Origin of the sequence: Streptomyces sp. NPDC127097 (assembly GCF_042724075.1) — a bacterium.
Classification (GTDB): domain Bacteria; phylum Actinomycetota; class Actinomycetes; order Streptomycetales; family Streptomycetaceae; genus Streptomyces.
In genome coordinates, this window is the sequence record NZ_JBHXFI010000017.1 from 24,928 (window position 1) to 46,507 (window position 21,580).

General features: G+C 71.9%; 22 protein-coding genes. 12 read left to right on the plus strand and 10 right to left on the minus strand.

The annotated features are described in order from the left end of the window. Positions 1 to 26 precede the first annotated feature (26 nt). The 3 genes from ACFWJW_RS15570 to ACFWJW_RS15580 form a co-directional block, all read right to left on the minus strand. Positions 27 to 1,253 (minus strand): DUF2637 domain-containing protein, encoded by a 1,227-nt coding sequence (locus ACFWJW_RS15570; RefSeq protein WP_387240354.1) that lies wholly within the window; start codon positions 1,251 to 1,253, stop codon positions 27 to 29. A gap of 115 nt (positions 1,254 to 1,368) precedes the next feature. Continuing rightward, a complete protein-coding gene (locus ACFWJW_RS15575) occupies positions 1,369 to 2,079 on the minus strand; it encodes a DUF3558 family protein (RefSeq protein WP_387240357.1) in 711 nt (236 codons plus the stop codon). A 211-nt stretch (positions 2,080 to 2,290) separates the two neighbouring features. Then, the gene (locus tag ACFWJW_RS15580; RefSeq protein WP_387240360.1) at positions 2,291 to 3,208 is read right to left on the minus strand and encodes a hypothetical protein; all 918 of its coding nucleotides are present in this window, start codon (positions 3,206 to 3,208) and stop codon (positions 2,291 to 2,293) included. A gap of 162 nt (positions 3,209 to 3,370) precedes the next feature. Here ACFWJW_RS15580 and ACFWJW_RS15585 point away from each other — a divergent pair, with 162 nt between their 5' ends. Both ACFWJW_RS15585 and ACFWJW_RS15590 read left to right on the plus strand, forming a co-directional pair. Beyond that, positions 3,371 to 4,564, plus strand: coding sequence for an RtcB family protein (locus ACFWJW_RS15585; RefSeq protein ID WP_387240363.1), 1,194 nt, complete (start codon positions 3,371 to 3,373; stop codon positions 4,562 to 4,564). 284 nt (positions 4,565 to 4,848) lie between these two features. Beyond that, positions 4,849 to 5,466, plus strand: coding sequence for an RDD family protein (locus ACFWJW_RS15590; RefSeq protein ID WP_387240366.1), 618 nt, complete (start codon positions 4,849 to 4,851; stop codon positions 5,464 to 5,466). Between the two features lie 51 nt (positions 5,467 to 5,517). Here the strand turns inward: ACFWJW_RS15590 and ACFWJW_RS15595 are convergent, their stop codons facing one another. Beyond that, on the minus strand, positions 5,518 to 7,164 hold the full coding sequence (locus ACFWJW_RS15595; RefSeq protein ID WP_387240369.1) for an alpha/beta hydrolase: 1,647 nt from the start codon (positions 7,162 to 7,164) through the stop codon (positions 5,518 to 5,520). A gap of 186 nt (positions 7,165 to 7,350) precedes the next feature. On the opposite strand from ACFWJW_RS15595, the gene ACFWJW_RS15600 reads away from it, so the two are divergent. Next, on the plus strand, positions 7,351 to 7,488 hold the full coding sequence (locus tag ACFWJW_RS15600) for a hypothetical protein (protein ID WP_387240372.1): 138 nt from the start codon (positions 7,351 to 7,353) through the stop codon (positions 7,486 to 7,488). Between the two features lie 2 nt (positions 7,489 to 7,490). Here ACFWJW_RS15600 and ACFWJW_RS15605 read toward each other — a convergent pair whose 3' ends face one another. The 3 genes from ACFWJW_RS15605 to ACFWJW_RS15615 all read right to left on the minus strand — a co-directional run bounded on the left by ACFWJW_RS15605 (position 7,491) and on the right by ACFWJW_RS15615 (position 9,706). Next, positions 7,491 to 8,417 (minus strand): DUF2306 domain-containing protein, encoded by a 927-nt coding sequence (locus tag ACFWJW_RS15605; protein WP_387240375.1) that lies wholly within the window; start codon positions 8,415 to 8,417, stop codon positions 7,491 to 7,493. Between the two features lie 119 nt (positions 8,418 to 8,536). Beyond that, complete coding sequence (locus ACFWJW_RS15610; protein ID WP_387240378.1) at positions 8,537 to 9,295, minus strand: SDR family oxidoreductase; 759 nt, start codon at positions 9,293 to 9,295, stop codon at positions 8,537 to 8,539. 75 nt (positions 9,296 to 9,370) lie between these two features. Further along, positions 9,371 to 9,706 carry a YnfA family protein gene (locus ACFWJW_RS15615; RefSeq protein WP_387240381.1) on the minus strand — a complete coding sequence of 112 codons (336 nt, stop codon included), beginning with the start codon at positions 9,704 to 9,706 and terminating at the stop codon, positions 9,371 to 9,373. Between the two features lie 236 nt (positions 9,707 to 9,942). Between ACFWJW_RS15615 and ACFWJW_RS15620 the strand changes: the two genes are divergently transcribed. Continuing rightward, on the plus strand, positions 9,943 to 10,683 hold the full coding sequence (locus ACFWJW_RS15620; RefSeq protein ID WP_387240384.1) for an AAA family ATPase: 741 nt from the start codon (positions 9,943 to 9,945) through the stop codon (positions 10,681 to 10,683). Here ACFWJW_RS15620 and ACFWJW_RS15625 read toward each other — a convergent pair. After that, entirely contained in the window at positions 10,640 to 12,262 is a 1,623-nt protein-coding gene (locus ACFWJW_RS15625; RefSeq protein WP_387240387.1) for an FAD-dependent monooxygenase, read from the minus strand. The genes ACFWJW_RS15620 and ACFWJW_RS15625 overlap by 44 nt on opposite strands. Before the next feature lie 108 nt (positions 12,263 to 12,370). On the opposite strand from ACFWJW_RS15625, the gene ACFWJW_RS15630 reads away from it, so the two are divergent. Further along, positions 12,371 to 13,063, plus strand: coding sequence for a TetR family transcriptional regulator (locus ACFWJW_RS15630; protein WP_387240390.1), 693 nt, complete (start codon positions 12,371 to 12,373; stop codon positions 13,061 to 13,063). A gap of 319 nt (positions 13,064 to 13,382) precedes the next feature. On the opposite strand, the gene ACFWJW_RS15635 is transcribed toward ACFWJW_RS15630, so the two are convergent. Continuing rightward, positions 13,383 to 14,189, minus strand: a complete 807-nt coding sequence (locus ACFWJW_RS15635) for a DUF6597 domain-containing transcriptional factor (protein ID WP_387240393.1) — start codon at positions 14,187 to 14,189, stop codon at positions 13,383 to 13,385. A 92-nt stretch (positions 14,190 to 14,281) separates the two neighbouring features. Here ACFWJW_RS15635 and ACFWJW_RS15640 point away from each other — a divergent pair, with 92 nt between their 5' ends. The 3 genes from ACFWJW_RS15640 (at position 14,282) to ACFWJW_RS15650 (ending at position 16,521) form a co-directional block, all read left to right on the plus strand. Then, positions 14,282 to 15,061: a TIGR03086 family metal-binding protein gene (locus ACFWJW_RS15640; protein WP_387240396.1), complete on the plus strand. Its 780-nt coding sequence runs from the start codon at positions 14,282 to 14,284 to the stop codon at positions 15,059 to 15,061. 153 nt (positions 15,062 to 15,214) lie between these two features. Next, the gene (locus ACFWJW_RS15645; RefSeq protein WP_387240399.1) at positions 15,215 to 15,730 is read left to right on the plus strand and encodes a cupin domain-containing protein; all 516 of its coding nucleotides are present in this window, start codon (positions 15,215 to 15,217) and stop codon (positions 15,728 to 15,730) included. Next, the gene (locus tag ACFWJW_RS15650; RefSeq protein WP_387240402.1) at positions 15,727 to 16,521 is read left to right on the plus strand and encodes an SDR family NAD(P)-dependent oxidoreductase; all 795 of its coding nucleotides are present in this window, start codon (positions 15,727 to 15,729) and stop codon (positions 16,519 to 16,521) included. Before ACFWJW_RS15645 ends, ACFWJW_RS15650 begins: the two co-directional genes overlap by 4 nt. 33 nt (positions 16,522 to 16,554) lie before the next feature. Here ACFWJW_RS15650 and ACFWJW_RS15655 read toward each other — a convergent pair whose 3' ends face one another. Continuing rightward, positions 16,555 to 17,151 carry a hypothetical protein gene (locus ACFWJW_RS15655; RefSeq protein WP_387240631.1) on the minus strand — a complete coding sequence of 199 codons (597 nt, stop codon included), beginning with the start codon at positions 17,149 to 17,151 and terminating at the stop codon, positions 16,555 to 16,557. Between the two features lie 325 nt (positions 17,152 to 17,476). Between ACFWJW_RS15655 and hemL the strand changes: the two genes are divergently transcribed. The 4 genes from hemL to ACFWJW_RS15675 all read left to right on the plus strand — a co-directional run bounded on the left by hemL (position 17,477) and on the right by ACFWJW_RS15675 (position 21,580). Next, complete coding sequence (gene hemL / locus ACFWJW_RS15660) at positions 17,477 to 18,784, plus strand: glutamate-1-semialdehyde 2,1-aminomutase (protein ID WP_387240405.1); 1,308 nt, start codon at positions 17,477 to 17,479, stop codon at positions 18,782 to 18,784. Positions 18,785 to 18,840: 56 nt separating this feature from the next. Next, positions 18,841 to 19,521 (plus strand): histidine phosphatase family protein, encoded by a 681-nt coding sequence (locus tag ACFWJW_RS15665; protein WP_387240408.1) that lies wholly within the window; start codon positions 18,841 to 18,843, stop codon positions 19,519 to 19,521. Between the two features lie 146 nt (positions 19,522 to 19,667). After that, complete coding sequence (locus tag ACFWJW_RS15670; protein ID WP_387240411.1) at positions 19,668 to 20,888, plus strand: hypothetical protein; 1,221 nt, start codon at positions 19,668 to 19,670, stop codon at positions 20,886 to 20,888. Positions 20,889 to 20,965: 77 nt separating this feature from the next. Then, positions 20,966 to 21,580, plus strand: a complete 615-nt coding sequence (locus ACFWJW_RS15675) for a TlpA family protein disulfide reductase (protein WP_387240414.1) — start codon at positions 20,966 to 20,968, stop codon at positions 21,578 to 21,580.

The window sequence follows — 21,580 nt, forward strand, 5'->3', positions numbered from 1 at the left end:
GATGTGTCCCGCCCCCGGCGTGCGCGTTACGCGATGTGTTCGTCCATCAGCTCCGCGTTGAGGCGGTCGCTGAACTGGTCCATGTAGCGGTGCAGGTCCCGTGCCCGGAGGCGGATCCCGTACTGCGCTTGCAGGTTCGCCGCGAACGCGCCCTGTGTCGGCATGCCTTCGCCCTCTATCGAATGCCGGAACACCTGGTACAGGTCCTCGTCGGTCGGGGCCGCGGCCGGTGCCCGGTCAGGCTGCGGGTCCGCCTCGGGAGTGCCCTTGCCGAGCGGACGCGTGCCACCCGCGCCGGTCGGCACCGGGACCTCCGGTTCGGGCTCCGGCCCGCGTGGCGCGGGTACGGGGACCTGCTCGGGCGCCGGCACCTGCTGGTGCTCGTCGTACGGGAGCTGATGTTCCTGCTCCGGGACGTACGCCGGGTCGTAGTCACCCTGATACGTCACCTGCTGCGGCGCCGCGAACCACTGGCTCGGCAGCTCCTCGGCCGGTTCCTGGGCCTTCGGCTCCAGAGCGGGCGTCACGGGCTGCTGGGGCGCCGGCATCAACTGCGGTTCGATGCCCGCCGCGGCAAGCCCCGCGGGAGCGGTCTCGGCCAGCGGTACCCCGTACCGGGCGAGCCGCAGCGGCATCAGGGACTCCACGGGAGCCTTACGCCGCCAGTTCCTCCCGAAGCGCGAACGCAGGCGGGCCTGGTACACGAGCCGTTCCTGCTCCAGCTTGATCACCGCGTCGTACGACCGCAGTTCCCACAGCTTCATCCGGCGCCACAACAGGAACGTCGGGACGGGCGAGAGGAGCCAGCGCGTGAGGCGCACGCCCTCCATGTGCCGGTCGGCCGTGATGTCCGCGATCCGGCCGATCGCGTGCCGGGCGGCCTCCACGGCCACCACGAACAGCAGCGGGATGACCGCGTGCATCCCGACGCCCAGCGCGTCCGGCCAGGCCGCCGCGCCGTTGAACGCGATGGTGGCCGCGGTCAGCAGCCAGGCGGTCTGGCGCAGCAGCGGGAACGGGATCCGGATCCAGGTGAGCAGCAGGTCGAGCGCCAGCAGCACCACGATCCCGGCGTCGATGCCGATCGGGAAGACGGCGGAGAAGGCGCCAAAGCCCTTCTTCTGCGCCAGCTCGCGCACCGCGGTGTAGGAGCCGGTGAAGCCGATGGCCGCGATCAGCGCCGCCCCGGCGATCACCACGCCGATCAGGATGCGGTGGGTACGAGTCAACTGCGCCGTCTGCGTCGCGGACACCCGCGGTCCCTCCCCGGCTCGGCGAAATGGCGCGCCTAGCGTGGCACACCCGCCGTCGGCCCCCACCGGGAGGTGCCCCCAGCCGGGGCCGGGGGCACGGGCGGGGGCGCTCCGGTCAGCCGTTGGCCTTGGTGGCGGCGCCGACCGCTTCCTTGGCGGCGGCCTGGGCCTTCTTCAGCAGATCGGCACCCTTGGGGGTGTCCGCGCCCGCCAGGCCGGCGCCGTTGTAGTTGAGCGTGACGACGATGTTGGAGGTGCGGGCGACGACCGTGGTGTTCTTGAAGTCGTTGCCCTCCTTCTTCACGTCGTAGGTGATCGCGGTCGCCTCGTCGCCGGTGCCGGACGTCTTCACGGACGTCAGCTTCTTGGCGTCCTTGGTGTCCTTCGCGTCGATGACCTGCTTGGCGTAGAAGTCCGTGGCGCGCTTCTCGCCGGAGCCGATGGCCGGGTCGGAGTCGTAGCGCTGGAAGCCGATGTCCAGCCAGCGGAACTGGGTGCCGTCGACGCCGTTCTCGTCGGAGCTGCTCCAGGAGCAGGTGCCGTGCGCGGTGTTGTCCGTGGAGTTGCCGCGCTCCCCGGAGGTGTCCTTCGCCTTGGGCAGCATCTTCTTGACGGTGTCCTTGGAGAACGCCTCGCAGGGGTTCGGCAGCTTCTTGAACTTCGCCGGCGCGACGCTCGGCGAGGGCTTGGCCGCGCTGCTGGACTTGGTGGAGGCGGAGGCGTCACCGGAGCTGTCGCTGTCCGAGCCGGAGCAGCCGGCGACGAGCAGCACCGGTACTGCTGCGCAGGTGAGAAGGCTGGCGAGTCGCTTGGCTGAACGGTGCATGGTTCCTTCGCTGTTCGTCGTCGTCCGGCCGGCGTGGAGCGCGGCCGTGGCGGTGGCCCGCCTTTCCTCGCGTACGGGCAGGGCGTGTCCGCCCTAGGGGCACGGTACGCGGCGCGGCGGGGTGGGTGACCGGTTCCTGTCGATGAGCGCAGCGCCCAAAACGGGCGCAGTTCACCGTACTTATCGATTCGGGCAATGCGCTCGATCCGGACTATTCGCTGAGGCTCTCGGACAGCTCGCCGGCCAGCGAACGGGCCTTGTCCTGCAATTCCTGGCTCTCCGGCAACATCGTCTTGTCCGTCGACCACTGGTCGTAGGTGAGCGTCACGATGACGTTCGACGTGCGGAAGACCACAGTGACGTCGCGGTGCACACCCGAGTCCGCTGTGACCAATTTGTCATTGAGGAAGGCCGCGTCCCCGAGGTCGTCCAGGACGCGCGGGGCGGTGGAGTCGCTCAGGCCCGCGCTGGGGTCCGCGCCGGGATCCGCGGAGGGGCTGGACGCCCCCGAGGGGCTCCCGGAGGGCGTCTGCTCCTTCTTGTCCGTCGAGCTGTTCGTGGTGGTTCCGGTGCCCGCGCCCTTGCCCTCGTCCCCGCCCTTCTCCTCGCCCTTGCCCTTGGTGGCGGACGGGCTCGGGTCGACGGGCGAGGGGGAGCCGTTGCCGCCGGACGGGATCTTCGCGGCCTGCGCCTTGCTGTCGTAGATCCCCTGCGCCTTGTCGTCATCGCTGACGGCGGCGTCGTACGACACCACGCGCTGGATGTCGAGGCTCAGATGGCGGGTGCCCGCGGTCGTCTCGCGGGTCCAGCGGCAGCCCACCCGGCGGTCGGTGTCGTAGGTGATGTCGGGCTGGCCGTCGTAGATCTTCTTGGCCTCGTCGCGCGACAGGTGCTGGCCGTCGCCGGGCAGCATGCCGCGGAGGCTGCCGCGCGCGGGCAGCCCGCAGGCTTCGGGGAGGGTCTGATAGCGGCCCGGCTCGGCGGCCTGGCTCGACGTGGAGGTGCCGCCGCTCTTGGCGTCCCCCTCTTCGCCGTCGGAGCCGGAGCCGCCGGTGCAGGCGGTGAGGCCGGCGGCCAGTGCCGCGGCCACCACCAGTGCGGCACCGGGTACGAACGGCTTGCGTGGCATCGTTCGCGGCTCCTTCCCCTACGAAATGCGGTTGCCGCCGGTCAGCGGCCGATGGACACAATGTCTATCGCACGTCTTGCCGCGCACGCCGGTTCGCCGTCCAAGATCGGATAACTTGTCCGGCTTTTGCGTTTTTCATAAATTCGGGGGAATGAGGGAGTTATGTCGTACGTCGAGGTACCGGGTGCCCAGGTACCGATCCGGATGTGGACGGATCCGGCCACGGTCGAGGACGTCGCGATGCAGCAGCTGCGCAATGTCGCCACCCTGCCGTGGATCAAGGGCCTGGCCGTGATGCCGGACGTCCACTACGGCAAGGGCGCCACGGTCGGCTCGGTGATCGCCATGCGCGGCGCGGTCTGCCCGGCGGCGGTCGGCGTCGACATCGGCTGCGGGATGAGCGCGGTACGCACCTCGCTCACCGCCAACGACCTGCCCGGCGACCTTTCCCGGCTGCGCTCGAAGATCGAGCAGGTGATTCCGGTGGGCCGGGGGATGCATGACGACCCGGTCGACCCGGGGCGGCTGCACGGCTTCCCCACGGCCCGGTGGGACGACTTCTGGGCGCGGTTCGACGGGGTCGCCGAAGCGGTCAAGTTCCGTCAGGAGCGGGCCACGAAGCAGATGGGGTCGCTCGGCTCCGGCAACCACTTCATCGAGTTCTGCCTCGACGACGACGGTGTGGTGTGGCTGATGCTGCACTCCGGCTCCCGCAACATCGGCAAGGAGCTCGCCGAGTTCCACATGGGCCAGGCGCAGAAGCTGCCGCACAACCAGGGCCTGGTCGACCGTGACCTCGCCGTCTTCATCGCGGACACCCCGCCGATGGCGGCGTACCGCAACGACCTGTTCTGGGCGCAGGAGTACGCGCGGCACAACCGGGAAGTGATGATGGCGCTCTTCCAGGACGTCGTCCGCAAGGAGTTCAAGAAGGCGAAGGTGACCTTCGACGAGGTGATCTCCTGCCACCACAACTATGTGGCGGAGGAGCGGTACGACGGCATGGACCTGCTGGTGACCCGTAAGGGCGCGATCCGGGCGGGCAGCGGCGAGTACGGGATCATCCCGGGCTCGATGGGCACCGGCTCCTACATCGTCAAGGGCCTGGGCAACGCCGCGTCCTTCAACTCCGCCTCCCACGGCGCCGGCCGCAAGATGAGCCGGAACGCCGCGAAGAAGCGGTTCTCCACCCGGGATCTGGAGGAGCAGACGCGGGGCGTGGAGTGCCGCAAGGACTCCGGTGTGGTGGACGAGATCCCGGGCGCCTACAAGCCGATCGAGCGGGTCATCGATCAGCAGCGTGACCTGGTCGAGGTCGTCGCCAAGCTCAAGCAGGTCATCTGCGTGAAGGGCTGAGCGCGGCACGCCAGGTGACCGACCGCCCCGGACCGCATGTGGTCCGGGGCGCCTGCGTGCTGACCGTCGGTCAGCGTCCGGAGCGACCGCCGCCCGCCGGCCCGCCTCCTGGTGGGAGCCGTGGTGCCCACCGCTCCCGGCCTTGATTGGACAGAGCCGAGCCGCAACCAGAAGGATCGTCGGGCAGCAGTGCCGCAGGCACCGTCGGGGGCGGGCCGGTGAAACCTGTTCGGCCTCCGAGGCACGCCGCGTCGTCCCCCTGACACCTCGGAGGAAAGCCACAGATGAGCTTCGACGGCCCGCACCACCCCTACGGCCAGCAACCGCCGCCGGCCCCGTACGGAGCGCCGCAGCAGCCGGCCCCGTACGGGTACCCGCAGCAGGCCGCGCCGGGCTACGGCCACCCGCAGCAGCCGATGGCGCCCGTCCGGCACGGTGCGTATGCGAGCTGGGGTGCCCGCTTCGGTGCCACCCTGATCGACTTCCTGATCGCCGTACTGGTGCCGGTCATCGTCGTCGCCCTCTCGATGCTCCTCAGGCACACCTGGGGCTCGGACTGCGCATACCTCGACATTGAGTGCACGAACGCTGCGAAGAGGGAAATAGTCCCCTTCATTTTCGTCCTGTGGGTGCTCGCCTTCCTGTGGTTGGTCGCCGCCCAAATCGTCATCCTCGTCAAGGAGGGCAAGGGCGCGTCACCGGGCAAGAAGGCCATGAAGATCCGGCTCATACGCGAGGAGACCGGTCAGCCGCTCGGCTTCGGTATGGCCCTGCTGCGCCGGATCTGCCACGGGCTGGACGGCGCGGCGTGCAACATCGGGTACCTGTGGCCGGCGTGGGACGCGAAGGGGCAGACCTTCGCGGACAAGGTCATGCGCACGGTGGTCGTCAGCACTAAGTAGGCCGGCGCCGAGTGGGCATGGCGCCGAAGCGGCCGCGGGGCCGGCGCCGGTTCAGGGGCGCAGGCCGGCCCGGGAGACGAGGCCGGCCATCGCTCCGCCGCCGGTGGCGACGCCGCCGCGGGGTACGGGGTGGGCGAAGGGGGGCGAGCCCTGGCGGCACGCCGCGCCGGGGGGCGGGAGTGTGCCGTCGATGAAGTAGCGGCTCTCGTAGGCGTGGACGCAGGTGCTGGGGTTGGTCAGTTCGCTGTGGCCGTAGCCGTGGTGGGTGAGCAGGCGGGCCTGGGCCAGTTCCTTGGCCAGGGCCTGGGCGCCCGAGTAGGGAGTGGCGGGGTCGTAGGTGGTGCCGATCACCAGGACGGGGTGCGCGGTCGGCTTGTTCCACGGGCCGAGGTAGTTGTTGGCGGCGACCGCCGGCCAGGTGGCGCACGGCTCCCCCGCCCAGGTCCAGAAGCGTCCGGCGTCGCCCGCGCGGCGGGCGGAGTCCTCCGCCAGGGCGTGATAGGCCCCGGGGTCCCGCGGATGGGGGCTGTCGCCGCAGAACACCGCGGCGGCCTGTTCCTCACCGGTGTACGGATTCGGGTTCGGGACCGGCGGTGCGGGGGGCGGCGGGGTCGGGTCCGGGGCGCGGCCCTGCCAGAGGGTCTGGAGCCGGGCGGCGAGGTAGGCCCATCCGGGGTCGAGGTTGTAGAGGCTGTTCACCACGTCACCGACCGTGCGGCCATAGGTCCACGCGCCGATGGGACGCTCCCGGAGCCGCCGCATCAGCCGGTCGAACTTGTCCCGGGTCGCCTTCGGGCTCCCGGCGGAGAAGGCGCAGCGGGCCGTGGTGGTGGCCCCGCACCGGGTGAGGAACTGGTCCAGGGTCGCGGCCGCGCTGCGGTCCGAGCCCATGCGCAGGAACGTCGGGAGCCGGGGGGCCTGCTGCGAGGCGTGGTTCGTCCAGGCCAGCGGGTCGATGGTGCTGTCGAGGGCCATGGCGCGGACCCTGCCGGGGAAGAGGTTGGCGTAGGTGGCGCCCAGGAACGTGCCGTAGGAGATCCCGAGGTAGCTGAGCTGCGGTTCGCCCACCGCCTGGCGGAGCCGGTCGAGGTCGCGCGCGGTGTCGGCGGTCGACACATGGCGCAGCAGCTCGGGATCGCGCTGCTGACAGCGCCGGCCCAGTTCCCGGTACGCGGCGATCCAGGCCGCCCGCTGCGCCGCGCCCACCGGGAAGCCGGCCGGTCTGCTCGCGTTCCACGCGCGGGCCTCCGCGGGGCCGGTGAAGCAGTTCACCGCGGTGCTGCTGCCGATTCCGCGGGGATCCCAGCTGACGATGTCGAACCGCTCCCGCAGCTCGCGCGGGAAGAGCGGGTAGATCTGCGGCATCTGGACCGTGCCCGGCCCGCCGGGTCCGCCGGGGTTGAAGAACAAGGTGCCCAGGCGCCGCCGGGGGTCGGTCGCCTTCCGCTTGATGACGGCCAGTTCGATGGTGCGACCGCCCGGGTTGCGGTAGTCCAGGGGCGCCTTCGCGGTCGCGCAGTCGAACTGACCGCCCTGGACGCAGGGATGCCACGCCAGCCCCGATACAGGCCCCGAAGGCGACGGCGGACCGCCGGCCGCGGCGAGGCCCGGCCCGGCCAGGACCGTCGAGCAGGTCACGACCGCGGTGACGACCGCGGCGTACCGCCTACGACCCGCCAGGGCCCCCGCTATGTGCATGCCTTGTCCTTCCACGGCTGAGCGCCCGACGCCGCCCATGCACGGGGGTCGGCACGCTTCCGTGTCCACCACACCGTGGCCCGGCACGGTGCGCGAGCCCATCGCGGCCGAATGGCCGAGCGGCGGGCGCCGGGCGGATGGCCGAGCTGCGGGCACCGGGCGGATGGCTGAGCTTCCGTCGCCGGGGTGGATGACCGAGCTTCGGTCGCCGGGGCGGATGGCCGAGCTTCGGTCGCCGGGGCGGAATTCTTCCTCCTCATGCTGACCTTCGACCGCGCGGCGCTGGAGACCGAGCCGGGGGACGTGGGCGCCTTCAAGCACTGAGGTCAGGGGTGGGCCGGGGTGCGGCCGGGGGCTGAGCCCGGCGCAGGGGGTGCCGTGGGCTTCGCCCGTCGGCGGGTGGCCCGTCCGGCACGGCGCCGCAGCAGGCATTCGGCCGCGATCAGCTGGAGGACCAGCGCCGTCCAGGCCGTGGCGCCGGCGATGTCGTGCCCGGCGGCCAGGGCGTCACCGGCGTAGGAGACGGGGTCGGAGAGCTGGGCGGCCACGAGGTGCTCGAACAGCGGCTGGATCAGGCGGGAGGTGATGGCGACGAGGGTGAGGGCGTAGTTGCGGATCATCCACACCCGGTGGTCGGCGTAGCGGCGCTGCCGGGCGGCGCGGTAACCGGCGAGGCCGGTGAGCAGCCAGAGGGCGTCGAGCACCGCGAGGGACGCCTGGTTGCTGAGGCCCAGAGGGGTGAGGCAGACGACGGGGATGCCTACCAGGGCCGAGGGGAAGACCCCGGCGAAGAAGTAGGCGCGGCCCGTCCAGCGGTGGGCGGCCGGACTCCGGCGGCGCAGCCAGGGCCAGGACTGGGCGAGGCCGGTGAACACGGCGACGGCGGCGGTGACGATGTGCGCCACCAGCAGGACGTAGTGGAGCTCGCCGCGGAGCGGGACCCGGCTGGTGTGCGGGTCGGGCGGGACGTAGGCGGTCAGCGCCTGCGCGGTGACGAGGACGGTCACGACGGCGAGCGGGAGCAGCCAGACGGCGGTCCGGAGGCGGCGGCGTCGTCGCCGGGTGGGGCTGGTTTCGGTGGTGGTGGGGTGGACGCCGGTGTCTGTTGGGGCGGGGTGGGTGCCGGTGTCCGTGGTGGCCGGGCGAGCGCTGGTGGCCGTAGTGGCCGGGCGGGTGCCGGTGTCCGTAGTGGCGGGTCGGCCCCCGTCGGTGGTGGCTCGGGCGGGGGGTTCTGCGTGTCCGGTGGCGGTCATGGGTCCACTGTCGCGAGCGGAACGGCCCGGAACACGGGGCCCGGACACCCGGTGGGGGGTGTACCCAGGCCCCATATTCGGGGTGACCGTACGGCGGGCGGCGGTGCCCGCCGGGTGGCTCAACCGGTGCGGTGGACCTTGGAGTTGGACGCCTGGGCGCGGGGCCGGACCACCAGGAGGTCGACATTGACATGGGAGGGGCGGGTGATCGCCCAGGTGATGGTGTCGGCGACATCCTCCGCGCTGAGCGGCTGGTCGACGCCCGCGTAGACCTTGGCGGCCTTGTCGGTGTCGCCACGGAAGCGGGTGGTGGCGAACTCGTCGGTCTTGACCATGCCCGGGGCCACCTCGATGACGCGCACGGGCTCGCCGCACAGCTCCAGACGGAGGGTCTCGGCGATGACATGCGCACCGTGCTTGGCGGCGACATAACCGCCGCCGCCCTCGTACGTGCCGTGGCCCGCGGTGGAGGAGAGCACGACGACGGTGCCGTCGCCGGAGGCGGTCAGCGCGGGCAGCAGCGCCTGGGTCATATGGAGCACGCCCAGCACATTGACCTCGTACATGGTCCGCCAGTCGGCGGGGTCACCGGTGGCGACCGGCTCCGCGCCGAGGGCGCCGCCGGCGTTGTTGACCAGGACGTCGACGGACGGGTAGCGGCCGAGGGAGGCCGCGAAGGCATCGACGGCGGCGCGGTCGGTGACATCGAGGGCGTAAGCCTCGGCGTTCGGCAGCTCGGCGGCGAGCGCTTCGATGCGGTCCTTGCGGCGGGCGGTGAGCACCACGTGGTAGCCGGCCGCGGCCAGCGCTCGCGCGGTGGCGGCGCCGATGCCGCTGCTCGCTCCGGTGACGACGGCGGTACGGGCCTCGGCGGTCATGCACTCTCCTCGGGCGATGGGCCCCTGCTCCTCATGAGCCGGGGAGACGGTCCGTGGCCAGGATATGCAGGCCGGTCAACGGCCCCTGGGGGCGTACATGATCACTGCCACGCCGGCCAGACAGACCAGCGCGCCGATCACGTCCCAGCGGTCGGGGCGATAGCCGTCGGCGACCATGCCCCAGGCCAGCGATCCGGCGACGAAGACACCGCCGTACGCGGCGAGGATCCGGCCGAATTCGGCGTCCGGCTGGAGCGTGGCGACAAAGCCGTACACCCCGAGCGCCAGCACTCCGGCGCCGATCCAGGCCCAGCCCTTGTGCTCCCGGACGCCCTGCCAGACCAGCCAGGCGCCACCGATCTCGAAGAGGGCGGCGACGACGAACAGCACGGCGGAACGGGCGATGAGCATGGGGGAAGCGTACGGAGCGGATGCGTAGGGAGTGGATGTGTACGGAGTGGGCTCGTATGGAGCGGATGCGTAGGGAGTGGACCTCGTACGGAGCGGATTCGTACGGAGTGGATTTGTACGGAGTGGATTTGTACGGAGTGGAAGCCCGGCTCCGGTGGGGGCGGGGTGGCGGGGTGGCGGGGTGTCGGGGTGGCGGGGCGGGGTGGCTGTCAGTGGCGTGTGGCAGCTTCGGAGGCATGCTGATCGAACGGGCTTACGTGGACGTGCCGGACGGGAAGGGGGCGGCGGAGGACGGCTGGCCGTGGACGGTGCCGTGTGTGCGCCAGCTGGCCGAGGAGGGGCTGGCCTTCCGCGCCCCGGTCACCTTTCTGGTGGGGGAGAACGGTTCGGGCAAGTCGACCCTGGCCGAGGCGCTGGCGGAGGGTTTCGGGCTGGATTCCTATGGGGGTTCGGCCGGATACAAATACGCCAGCTCACGGGACGCGTCGCTGCTCGGCGGGATGATGCGGTTCGATCCGACGCGCGAGGGGCGGAAGATGGTGCGCGGGCCGCGGGTCCGCCGGCGGGGGTTCTTCCTCCGGGCCGAGACCGCGATGGAGGCGCTGAACCGGGAGCGGAGCGCGCAGAAGCTGTCGCGGTCCCCGGACGACATGAGCCATGGGGAGGGCTTTCTGATGGCCTTCCGGGAACGGTTCGCGCAGCGCGGCCTCTATGTGATGGACGAGCCGGAGGCGGCCCTGTCCTTCTCCTCCTGTCTTGAACTGGTGGGGCTGATGGACGAGTTGGGGAGCGGTGGTGCGCAGATCATCTGCGCCACCCACTCCCCGCTGCTGACCGCGCTGCCCGGCGCCGAGATCGTCGAGGTCGGCGAGCACGGGATGCGGCGTGTGGAGTGGGCGGAGCTGGGGCTGGTCGACCACTGGCGGCGCTATCTCAACGACCCGCGGGCGTATCTGCGGCATGTGCTGGAGGGGTGAGGGCGGTGGCTATGGAGGCGCCGTCCTCGGTGCCGGTCCAGTGGGCGACGGCGCCCCGTAGCGCCGCGGCGCGCGCCGCGGGGGCGGTGGCGTCGGTGGCCCAGGCGATATAGCCGTCGGGGCGTACGAGCAGCGCCGTGCGGCGGGCGCTCCGCCAGGAGGCGGTCACCACACGGTCATCGGCACGGTCATCGGCGGGGCGAGAGGAGTCTCCGCCGCTCGCCGGGGCCTGGGGGACGCCGGGCTCACCGGCGGGGGTGATGAGGACGAACCGGCCCTGGCGGAGGAGCTCATAGAGGCGGCTGCCGCCCGCCAGCCGGAGGTCGGGGGCACGGCGGCCGGTGAGGGGGTGGGCGCCGGGCCCGGCCGGATAGGCGATACCGAGGCCGGAGAGGGTGTGCACCGCCCGGCGGGCCAGCGGCCGCACACGGTTGACGAGCTGGGCGGCGAGGGCACGGACGGCGCGCCCGGGGCCGGTGGGCATCAGGGCGATCCGGATGAGGGCGCCACTGCTGCGCAGCGCCTGCTTGCCGACCGGGTGGCGCTCGGTCTGATAGCTGTCCAGCAGGCCGTCGGGGGCCCGGCCCCGCAGCACGGCGGCCAGCTTCCAGCTGAGGTTGGCGGCGTCCTGGAGGCCGGTGTTCATGCCCAGGGCGCCGGCGGGGGAGTGCACATGCGCGGCGTCGCCGGCGAGGAAGACCCGGCCGACGCGGTAGGAGGGGACCTGGCGCTCGTCGCTGTGGAAGCGGGAGACCCAGCGGGCGTCATGCATCCCGTAGTCACTGCCGAGGGCGAGCCGGGTCAGTTCGCGGATCTCGTCGAGGTCGGCGGGCGCGTCGTCGGCGGCCTGGTGGTGGCGGTTCCAGCCGATGACGCGGTACCACCCGCCGCCGAACGAGGCGATCAGCGCGAACGCCTCGCCGGTGGCGTTGAAGGTGAGGGGTGAGTCGGGCTCCTGGGCCAGCCGGACATCGGCGAGCACCAGCGAGCGGACCACCGACTTGCCGGGGAAGGGCAGGCCGACGGCCTCCCGGATGGTGCTGCGGACGCCGTCGGTGCCGACCACATAGGCGGCGCGGACGGAGCCGAGCCCCTCGGCGGTCCGGAAGCGCACCGTCACGCCCTCGGCGTCCTGGTCGAGGCCGAGCACCTCGGAGTCGTGGCGGAAGCTGACACCGGCCCGGCGGGCCCGGCGCTCCAGGACCCGCTCGACCTCGAACTGGGGCGTGACCAGCACGAAGGGGAAGCGGGAGCGGAGCTGGGTCGGGTCGATGGTGGCCCGGCCGAAGAGGCGGAGGCCGCTGAGCGGATGGCCGCCGGCGACCAGCTCATCGGCGAGGCCGCGGGCGTCGAGCTGCTCCAGGGTGCGGGCGTGCACGACGAGGGCGCGGGTGAGGTTGCTGATCTCGGCGGGGCGGCGCTCCAGGAGCGTGACTCCCAGCCCCGCCTCGGCGAGGTCTCCGGCGAGCAGCAGGCCGGTCGGCCCGGCGCCCACGACGATGACGTCCGTGTCGCGCGCCTCGCGGGGGTCGGCCCCCGCGCCGTCGCTCCGGTCGGTCCTGCGGTTCATGGCGTGCATGGCTTCCGCCTCCCGTGGCTCTGCCAACGCATGTTGGTCAACGCTTGTTGGCAAGCGTAGGGCTCCCGGGCCTGGCGTGTCAACAGGCGTTGGCCTACTGTTGTTGGCATGGCCGAACACGCCCCCTCCATGGACGCCGTGCCGGGCGCCGCCCCCACCACGGCGCCCGTCGCGCTGCCCGACACCCCCGCGGACACCGCCCCCGCCGCCGACGGCCGCACGCCGGACGAAGCGGCCGACGCCGCCCGCCCCCGCCGCTCCGACGCCACCCGGGCCGCGATCCTCGCCGCCGCCAGGGACCGCTTCGCCGCGGACGGCTACGAGCGCGCCACCATCCGCGCCATCGCCAGGGACGCGGCGATCGACCCGTCGATGGTGATGCGCTACTACGGCAACAAGGCCGGCCTCTTCGCGGCCGCCTCCGAGATCGAGGTGCACGCCCCGGACCTCACGCCCTACCCGCGCGACGAGGCCGGCGCCCGGCTCGTGCGCCATTTCGTGGAGCGCTGGGAGTGCGACGAGACGCTGACGGCGATGATGCGGGTCGGCGTCACCAACGAGGCGGGCGCGGAGCGGATGCGAGGCGTGTTCGCCGAGCAGATCAAGCCGGTCCTCGCCGCGGTCTGCCCGGTGCCCGACGAGGCGCCGACCCGCGCCGCGCTGATCGCCTCCCAGATACTCGGCATGGCGCTGTGCCGCTACGTGCTGCACCTTCCGCCGGCCGTCGGCCTCAGCCGCGACGAACTCATCGCCTGGCTGGCCCCCACCATCCAGCGCTATCTGACGGCCGAACAACCCTGAGTACCGCCGCCCCCCCACTTCCCCCCACCCCCCACCCCCCCCGCCCCTCCCCCTCCCCCGAAGGGGGGAGGGGGAGGGGCGGGGCGGGAGGCGCCCGCGCCCGAAGAAGGAGGGGGTAGGGGAGCGCCCGCGCCCGCAGGAGGGAGGCGGGGAAACGCCCCCCGCCCGAAGGGGGCCGGGCAAGCACCCCGCCCGTAGAAGCGAGTCGGGCAATCACCCCGCCCGTAGAAGGGACCCGGGCAAGCCCCCCCACCCGAAGAAGAAACGAACCCGGAAGCACCCCCGCCGCCCATCCCCCGCCGTCATCCCCGGCGCTCCCTCACCCCACATACACCGTCGGCGGAACCCCCACGGTGGCGGTGACATCGCGGATCAGATGCGCCTGGTCGCTGTAACCCAGTTCGGGGGCGAGCGCGGCCCAGTCCACCTCCGCCTCGGAGGCGGCGCGCTCCAGGGCCTCGTGCACCCGGTAGCGCAGCAGCACCCACTTGGGGCTGACGCCGACATACCCGGCGAACAGCCGCTGGAGAGCCCGTACGGACAGGCCCTCGGCCCGCGCGAAGTCCGCGACCCGGCGGATCGTCCGGTCCGTGCGGATCCGGTCGGCCAGCCCCATGGCGAGCTCGGCCTGGGCGAGAACCCGCGGCCCGGCCCGCAGCAGCGGGGTCAGAAAGGCGTCGAGCGCGGCGACCCGGGCGTCCTCGTCGGCCGGCTCCAGTACGGCGGCAGCGGCATCGGTGGGTCCGAAGGCGGCGGCCAGCGGCAGCCGGCGGTCCGTCCAGTCCGTGGCCGGCCGCTCCGGGGTGAACGGCCGGAACCCGCCGGGCCGGAACTGCACCCCGCACACTCGCCCCCGCCCGGCCAGCTTCTGCGCGAACAGCTCCAGGCCGACGCCCGCGACCTCGCCGAACCCGGGGCGGTCGGCGTACCGCTGGAAGACCAGGTTCACGCAGGGGTGCGGCACGACATGCGTGGCGTACGGCTCGGACAGATCCCAGTCGATCAGCCAGTAGTGCTCGACATACGGGCGCAGCGGTTCGGCGGGGGTGCGGCGGCGGAAGCGCACCCGCGTGAAGAGCCCGGGGGCGTCCACGATGCCCCGGGTGTCGCGCCGTGGAGCGGCCATGCCACGGATCCTAGGACGGACGGCGGCGATCGTGAGCCGGCCTGTCGCGTTTTTTCAATCCGTCGTCGGCGGCGGCCCGTAGCGTCCTCGGCATGAACGACACACGCGACATTCCGGATCAAACGCCCGACGGCACGGCAGCCCACACGGACCGAACGGCCGACGAGCCACCCCAAGCACCCCGCCCACCCCAGGCGCCGCACCCAGCTGACCCGCCCCAGGCGTCGCACCCGGCCGACCCGCCCCAGGCGCCGCACCCGTCCGACGCACCCCAGACACCCCACCCGGCCGACCCGCCCCCACCCATCAGCGCCCTCCTCGACGCCGCGGCCGGGGCGGCGCTCCCGGTGCTCCGCGCGGTGCGCGACGACCAGATGGGGTGGCCGACCCCGTGCTCCGAGTACGACGTCCGCGCGCTGCTCAACCACCTCTTCCAGGTGGTCGTCGCCTTTCAGACACTGGCCGCCAAGAAGGACGTGGACTTCAGCCGCACCCCTGACCGGCTCGGCGAGTACGGGGCGCGGTGGCCCGACCGGTTCGCGGACGAGACGGTGCGGCTGGTCGAGGCGTGGGCGGCGCCGGGCGCGGAGGAGGGGCTGACCGGCGGGATGCAGCTGCCCGCCCGGACCGTCGGCGCCATGGTGCTGCTGGATCTGACCGTGCACGCCTGGGACCTGGCACGGGCGACCGGCCGGCCGTACGCGCCGGCCGCGGGCTGTGTGACCGAGCTGCGGGCGCTGGCCGCCCGGATGGCCCCGACGGCCCGCACGATGAACGTCTTCGCCGCACCGGTCCCCGTACCTCCCGGCGCCTCCGACCTGGACGTGCTGCTGGCGGAAACGGGCCGCGACCCCCACTGGACGGCCGGCTGACGGGGCGTCGGCCGGGCCGCCGGACATGGCCCGATTGCGCCTGCGCCCGGCGGACTTCGTGCCTAGGGTGGAGCAACCGGCAACCGGCAACCGGCAACCGGCAACCGGCAACCGGCAACCGGCAGTCGCGGACGAGGCGGAGGCAGCCCGCAGATGGATGAGCACCGCACCTCCCGCGCTCCCCTTCCCCAGGCGCTGATCGACTTCTACGGGCTGGCGCCGCTGCCCCGGGAGGGCGGGCGCTACCGGCGCATGTGGGCGGGCCCCGAGCGCCCCGACGGACGGCCCGAGGGGACCGCGATCGTGATGCTGCTGACCGCCGAGCCGGGCGACTTCTCCGCCCTGCACCGGCTGCCGTCCGACGAGATCTGGCACTTCTACCGGGGCGACCCGCTCACGCTGTTCCTCCTCCAGGAGGGCCCCGGCGGGGGCACCGCCCGTACGGTCACCCTCGGGCCGGACGTGCTGGGCGGGCAGCACGTCCAGTTCACGGTGCCCGCCGGTACGTGGATGGCCGCCGAGGTCGCCGACGGCGGCTCCTGGACGCTCTTCGGCTGCACGATGGCGCCCGGTTTCACCTTCGAGGACTACGAGCACGGGGACGCCGCCGCACTGGCCGCGCGCTTCCCCGGGGAGGCGGCGCGGATCACCGCGCTGAGCCGGCCATGACCGCCACCCCGCCCGACGCCACCCACCCCGGTCTCCCCGACCTCCGGGGCCAGGTCACCCTCGTCACCGGCGCCGCCGGCGTCCTCGGCCGCGGGATCGCGCTGCGGTTCGCCGCCGCCGGCGCCGCCGTCGTGGCGCACTACCGTACGGGCGCCGAGGCGGCACAGGAGCTGGTCGCGGAGATCGCGGCGGACGGCGGGAGCGCGCTGGCGCTGCGCGCCGATCTGGCCGTCGAGGAGGAGTGCCAGCGACTGGTGACGGAGGCGGCCGGCTGGCGCGGCCGGCTCACCGCGCTGGTGAACAACGCGGGGGTGCAGCCGACCCAGGAGCTGGCGGCGATGTCGCTCGCCGACTGGCGGGCGGTGACCGACCCGAATGTGCACAGCGTCTTCGCCTGCACCCAGGCCGCGGCGGCCGTGATGCGCGCGGCCGGCGGCGGCTCGGTGACCCATATCGCCTCGATCGAGGCGGACCGCCCGGCGCCGCGGCATGCCCACTACTGCGCGTCGAAGGCGGCGGTGGTGATGCACGCCCGCGCGGCGGCGCTCGAATACGGGCCGCACGGCATCCGCGTCAACAGCGTCTCGCCGGGCCTGATCGGCCGGCCCGGCCTGGCCGAGGACTGGCCGGAGGGGGTGCGCCGCTGGCAAGCGGCGGCCCCCGCCGGGCGGTTGGGCACCCCGCAGGACGTGGGCGACGCCTGTGTCTTCCTGGCCTCGCCGATGGCGTCCTGGATCACCGGTCACGACCTGGTCGTGGACGGCGGCGTCTCGGCCCGCCCGACGTGGTGACCGCCGGGGCCCGGCGCCGCCCGCGCTGAACCGTTACGGCCAGACCAGGCAGTACGCCTGGTGCCCCGCCTCGTGCAGCCGGTGGCTGAAGTCCTGCCACTCGTGCAGGAGCTGGTAGACGGTGAAGGCGTCCCGCGGGCCGCCCCGGTCGGGGACGGTGGACCAGATGAAGGCGGCCGCGCCGACCGACTCCTCGCCGACCCCGCGCAGCGGGTCGACCACGGTCATCGGCAGCTTGACGACGGCGTAGTCGGGGTGCAGGACGACGAGTTCGAGCGGTGGAACCTTATGGAGCGGTATGCCCTCTATACCGGTGAGGACCATGGCGGCCATCGTCTCCGGCTTGATCTTGCTGAACATGCCGCCCATGCCGAGCTCGTCACCGCCGAGCTCCTCGGGGCGCATGGAGACCGGGACCCGGGCCGCGGTGGCGCCGTTGGGCGCACCGAAGTACCTGTACGTCACCCCCATGCGGCCGCCTCTGATTTCCCCGCCCGTGGTCCTGTTGCCCGTGGATTCCTCGCGCGTGGTCCTGTCGCCCGTGGTTTCCTCGCGCCGGTGACGGCCGCGCTGGGCGCGGTCGGGACCCCGGTCATTGGTTCCCTCGCCCAGTTCGCCACCGCGATGCATATCTCCACCCGACCACTCGCAGCCCCAGCCGCGCAACCCGATCATCGTCTCAGAGACCTCCCCCGTCACCGGCGTGTGAAACGCCCGGCCGCACGCCCCCGTGCGCCTCTGAGACCATTGCTTGCGTGACTTACTCGTACGTCCCCACAGTTTCGCAGACGAGTGGGGGCTGACGCCCGGTCGAAAGCGAGAGGAATCAAAAAAGGATCGAGATTGAACCGAGCGGCGCGTGAAGGCGTACCGCGAGGGGATTCCCGCACCGATGTCAGCCGGGCCGTGCCCACGAGCCGCCGCCCTCCCTCCGTTTATGCAGGTCAGGATCGCTGTGTCTTTTCCGTATGAAGCCCCTGTTTCGCAGTCGCTGTTCGACCGGGCGTCCGCCGTGACGCCGGGCGGCGTCAACTCTCCGGTGCGGGCGTTCCGCGCCGTGGGCGGTACGCCCCGTTTCATGGTGTCCGGTACCGGTCCGTACCTCACCGACGCCGACGGCCGGGAGTATGTCGACCTCGTGTGCTCGTGGGGACCGATGATTCTCGGCCACGCGCACCCCGAGGTGATCGCCGCCGTCCAGGAGGCCGTCGCCCGCGGTACGTCCTTCGGTACGCCCGGCGCGGGCGAGGTCGAGCTGGCCGAGGAGATCGTGGCCCGGATCGAGCCGGTCGAGCAGGTGCGGCTGGTCTCCAGTGGTACCGAGGCGACGATGTCGGCGATCCGGCTGGCCCGCGGGTTCACCGGCCGCCCCAAGGTGATCAAGTTCGCGGGCTGCTACCACGGCCACGTGGACGCGCTGCTGGCCGCGGCCGGGTCGGGCGTGGCGACCCTCGGGCTGCCCGACACGCCGGGGGTCACGGGCGCGCAGGCCGGCGACACGATCGTGCTGCCGTACAACGATCTGGAGGCCGTGCGGGCCGCGTTCGCCGCGCACCCGGGGGAGATCGCCTGTGTGATCACGGAGGCGTCGCCGGGCAACATGGGCGTGGTGCCGCCGCTGCCGGGCTTCAACCAGGGGCTGAAGGATCTGTGCGCCGCCGACGGCGCGCTCTACATCTCCGACGAGGTGATGACCGGCTTCCGCGTCAGCAAGTCCGGTTGGTACGGGATCGATGGCGTACGTCCGGATCTGATGACCTTCGGGAAGGTCATGGGCGGCGGCTTCCCCGCGGCGGCCTTCGGCGGCCGTGCGGACGTCATGGCGCATCTCGCCCCGGCCGGTCCGGTCTACCAGGCGGGCACCCTGTCCGGGAACCCGATCGCCACCGCCGCCGGTGTCGCGCAGCTGCGGCTGCTGGACGACGCCGCGTACGAGAAGGTCGACGCGGTCTCGGCGGAGGTGCGGGGCCTGGTCACCGCGGCGCTGGCGAAGGAGGGCGTGGCGCACCGGGTCCAGACCGCGGGGAACATGTTCACGGTCTTCTTCACGGACGCCGAGGTCACCGACTACGACGGGGCCAAGGCGCAGGAGACGTTCCGCTTCACCGCCTTCTTCCACTCGATGCTGGAGCAGGGCGTCTACCTCCCGCCGTCCGCCTTCGAGTCGTGGTTCGTCTCGACCGCGCACGACACGGCGGCCGTCGAGCGGATCGCCGCCGCCCTGCCGGCCGCCGCGCGCGCCGCGGCCGGGGCGACGGCCTGAGACGGCTGCGGGCGCACGGGCCGGCACCGCTTGAGACCACTGAATGAATGGGTGACATGAGCAGCGAAGAGATCACCGTCGTGCATCTGATGCGGCACGGCGAGGTGCACAACCCCGACGGCGTGCTGTACGGGCGCCGCCCCGGCTATCACCTCTCCGACCTGGGGCGGAAGATGGCTGACCGGGTGGCGGAGCATCTCGCGGGGCGGGACATCACCCATGTCGTCGCCTCGCCGCTGGAGCGTGCGCAGGAGACCGCGGCGCCGATCGCCGGTGCGCGGGGTCTGGATCTGGCCACCGACGAGCGGCTGATCGAGGCGGCCAATGTCTTCGAGGGGAAGACCTTCGGGGTCGGCGACGGTGCGCTGAAGAAGCCGGGGAACTGGAAGTACCTGACGAACCCGTTCCGGCCGTCCTGGGGCGAGCCGTACATCGAGCAGGTCGTACGGATGATGGCGGCGCTGGGCGCGGCGCGCGACGCGGCGCGGGGCCACGAGGCGGTGGCGGTCAGCCATCAGCTGCCGATCTGGATCGTGCGCAGCTTCGCGGAGCGGCGGCGGCTGTGGCACGACCCGCGGAAGCGGCAGTGCACGCTGGCCTCGCTGACGTCGTTCACCTTCCACGGCGACAAGATCGTTTCGGTGGGGTACAGCGAACCGGCGCGCGACCTGGTTCCCTCCCATCTTCTGGCGGGCGCCAAACCCGCCAAGGGAAAGACCAAGGCATTCGGGGCCTGACGACGCATCACTTGGCGCAACGTCAAAAGCCCACAAAATGAAATACCTGAGCGAATAGCCCCGGATTCCCCGACGCTCAACATGCCCTCCACTCGGTTGTCCGTTTATATGGATATCGAGTTCGGCGAGCACGAGGGGACGAGGGTATGCGCGCGATCAGTCGGCGAAACCTGCTGAGTATGGGAGTTGGGGCGGCGGCGGCCCCGGTCGTCGCCGGCTGCTCCTCGCCGACCCCGGACGCGGGGGCCAACAAGCAGCGCGTGAAGAACGTCCAGGCCCGCCCCAAGCTCATCGGTGACGGATCGACAGCGCATTCCGGAGCCCAGCCCCATCAGCCGAAATCCCCCGAACGGCTGGAGCCCGGTCAGACCCCGCCGCAATTCGTGGTCTTCTCCTGGGACGGTGCCGGAGAGGTCGGAAACGGCCTCTTCCCCCGCTTTCTCCGGCTCGCCCGGGACCACGGCGCGGCCATGACCTTCTTCCTCTCCGGGGTCTACCTCCTCCCCGAATCCCAAAGACACCTCTACGAGCCGCCGAAGAACCCGCAGGGCGCCTCCGACATCGGCTACCTCAGCGACGTCCACATCAAGGAGACCCTCAAGTACGTGCGCGAGGCATGGCTGGACGGCCACGAGATCGGCACCCACTTCAACGGGCACTTCTGCTCCGGCAGGGGCGCCGTCAGGCACTGGAGCCCGCAGGAGTGGCAGTCCGAGATCGAGCAGGCGATGGACTTCGTCACCAAGTGGCGCACCCACACCGGCTTCACCGATCTGGAGCCCTTGCCCTTCGATTACCGGCAGGAATTGGTCGGCAGCCGTACGCCCTGCCTCCTCGGCCAGAAAAACCTGCTGCCCACCGCCCGGGAACTCGGCTGGCGCTATGACGCCAGTTCACCCGGAGGAGTGCAGATGTGGCCGAAGAAGAAAATGGGGCTCTGGAACTTCCCGCTCCAGCAGATCCCCTTCCCGGGCCACTCTTTCGAGGTCCTCTCGATGGACTACAACATGCTCGCCAATCAGTCGAGGAACTCCACCAAGGCCCCGCCGGTCAACTATCCGGGCTGGCGGCAGCAGGCCACCGACGCCTATATCTCCGGTTTCCGCCGGGCGTACGAGACCAACCGTGCGCCCTTCTTCGTCGGAAATCACTTCGAGCAGTGGAACGGCGGCATCTATATGGACGCCGTCGAGGAAGCGATCAAGCACATCGCCAATGAGCAGAACCGGGATGTCCATCTGGTGTCGTTCCGGCAGTTCACCGACTGGATCGATGCCCAGGACCCGGAGGTGCTGCGCAAGCTCCAGCGGATCCCCGTCGGACAGCGGCCCGCCGGTGGCTGGAAGACGTACCTGACAGCGGCCTGACAAGCCCCTTCGTGGCGGGACGCGGCCGGTGAGGGGGGCGTGGAAGATCCGGAATGGGCCCATGCGAAACTTTTCACATGAGTGCCTGCCGCGCCCCACGCCGCCTCACGAGCCGCCGTCGCGTCGCCCTGCTCGCCGCGGGGACGGCGGTCGCCGCGCTGACGCTGAGCGCCTGCGGCGACGGCGCCTCCGGCGGCTCCGCCCAGACCCGCTTCGTCCAGGGCAAGAACGGCGTCGACACCGTCAAGAAGGACCAGCGGCAGCCGGCGCCCGAGCTCTCCGGTGAGTCCACCACCGGCAAGAAGCTGGACGTCGCCGACTACAAGGGCAAGATCGTCATCCTCAATGTCTGGGGATCATGGTGCGGCCCCTGCATCGCCGAGGCGCCGAACTTCGCCAAGGTCGCGAACGAGACCAAGGACAAGGGCGTCCAGTTCCTCGGGATCAACACCCGCGACTCCGAGAAGTCGCAGGCCACCAGCTTCGAGGAAGAGCACAAGGTGCCCTACCCGAGCCTGTTCGACCCGACCGGCCGGCTGATGCTGCGCTTCCCCAAGGGCAGCCTCAACCCGCAGTCCATCCCCTCCACGATCGCCATCGACCGGGACGGCAAGATCGCCGCGCGCTCGATCGGCCCGCTCGCGGAGGACGATCTGCGCAAGATGGTCGACCCGCTGATCGCCGAGAAGTGA

Bases quoted from the DNA above. Each gene is read 5' to 3' on its own strand.
- ACFWJW_RS15590 (WP_387240366.1), top strand. From the start codon at position 4,849: ATGAGCTTCGACGGCCCGCACCACCCCTACGGCCAGCAACCGCCGCCG.
- ACFWJW_RS15585 (WP_387240363.1), top strand. From the start codon at position 3,371: ATGTCGTACGTCGAGGTACCGGGTGCCCAGGTACCGATCCGGATGTGG.
- ACFWJW_RS15605 (WP_387240375.1), bottom strand. From the start codon at position 8,417: ATGACCGCCACCGGACACGCAGAACCCCCCGCCCGAGCCACCACCGAC.
- ACFWJW_RS15620 (WP_387240384.1), top strand. From the start codon at position 9,943: ATGCTGATCGAACGGGCTTACGTGGACGTGCCGGACGGGAAGGGGGCG.
- ACFWJW_RS15655 (WP_387240631.1), bottom strand. From the start codon at position 17,151: ATGCATCGCGGTGGCGAACTGGGCGAGGGAACCAATGACCGGGGTCCC.
- ACFWJW_RS15615 (WP_387240381.1), bottom strand. From the start codon at position 9,706: ATGCTCATCGCCCGTTCCGCCGTGCTGTTCGTCGTCGCCGCCCTCTTC.
- ACFWJW_RS15630 (WP_387240390.1), top strand. From the start codon at position 12,371: ATGGCCGAACACGCCCCCTCCATGGACGCCGTGCCGGGCGCCGCCCCC.
- ACFWJW_RS15595 (WP_387240369.1), bottom strand. From the start codon at position 7,164: ATGCACATAGCGGGGGCCCTGGCGGGTCGTAGGCGGTACGCCGCGGTC.
- ACFWJW_RS15625 (WP_387240387.1), bottom strand. From the start codon at position 12,262: ATGCACGCCATGAACCGCAGGACCGACCGGAGCGACGGCGCGGGGGCC.
- ACFWJW_RS15575 (WP_387240357.1), bottom strand. From the start codon at position 2,079: ATGCACCGTTCAGCCAAGCGACTCGCCAGCCTTCTCACCTGCGCAGCA.
- ACFWJW_RS15635 (WP_387240393.1), bottom strand. From the start codon at position 14,189: ATGGCCGCTCCACGGCGCGACACCCGGGGCATCGTGGACGCCCCCGGG.
- ACFWJW_RS15675 (WP_387240414.1), top strand. From the start codon at position 20,966: ATGAGTGCCTGCCGCGCCCCACGCCGCCTCACGAGCCGCCGTCGCGTC.
- ACFWJW_RS15665 (WP_387240408.1), top strand. From the start codon at position 18,841: ATGAGCAGCGAAGAGATCACCGTCGTGCATCTGATGCGGCACGGCGAG.
- ACFWJW_RS15610 (WP_387240378.1), bottom strand. From the start codon at position 9,295: ATGACCGCCGAGGCCCGTACCGCCGTCGTCACCGGAGCGAGCAGCGGC.
- ACFWJW_RS15580 (WP_387240360.1), bottom strand. From the start codon at position 3,208: ATGCCACGCAAGCCGTTCGTACCCGGTGCCGCACTGGTGGTGGCCGCG.
- ACFWJW_RS15645 (WP_387240399.1), top strand. From the start codon at position 15,215: ATGGATGAGCACCGCACCTCCCGCGCTCCCCTTCCCCAGGCGCTGATC.
- ACFWJW_RS15650 (WP_387240402.1), top strand. From the start codon at position 15,727: ATGACCGCCACCCCGCCCGACGCCACCCACCCCGGTCTCCCCGACCTC.
- ACFWJW_RS15640 (WP_387240396.1), top strand. From the start codon at position 14,282: ATGAACGACACACGCGACATTCCGGATCAAACGCCCGACGGCACGGCA.
- ACFWJW_RS15670 (WP_387240411.1), top strand. From the start codon at position 19,668: ATGCGCGCGATCAGTCGGCGAAACCTGCTGAGTATGGGAGTTGGGGCG.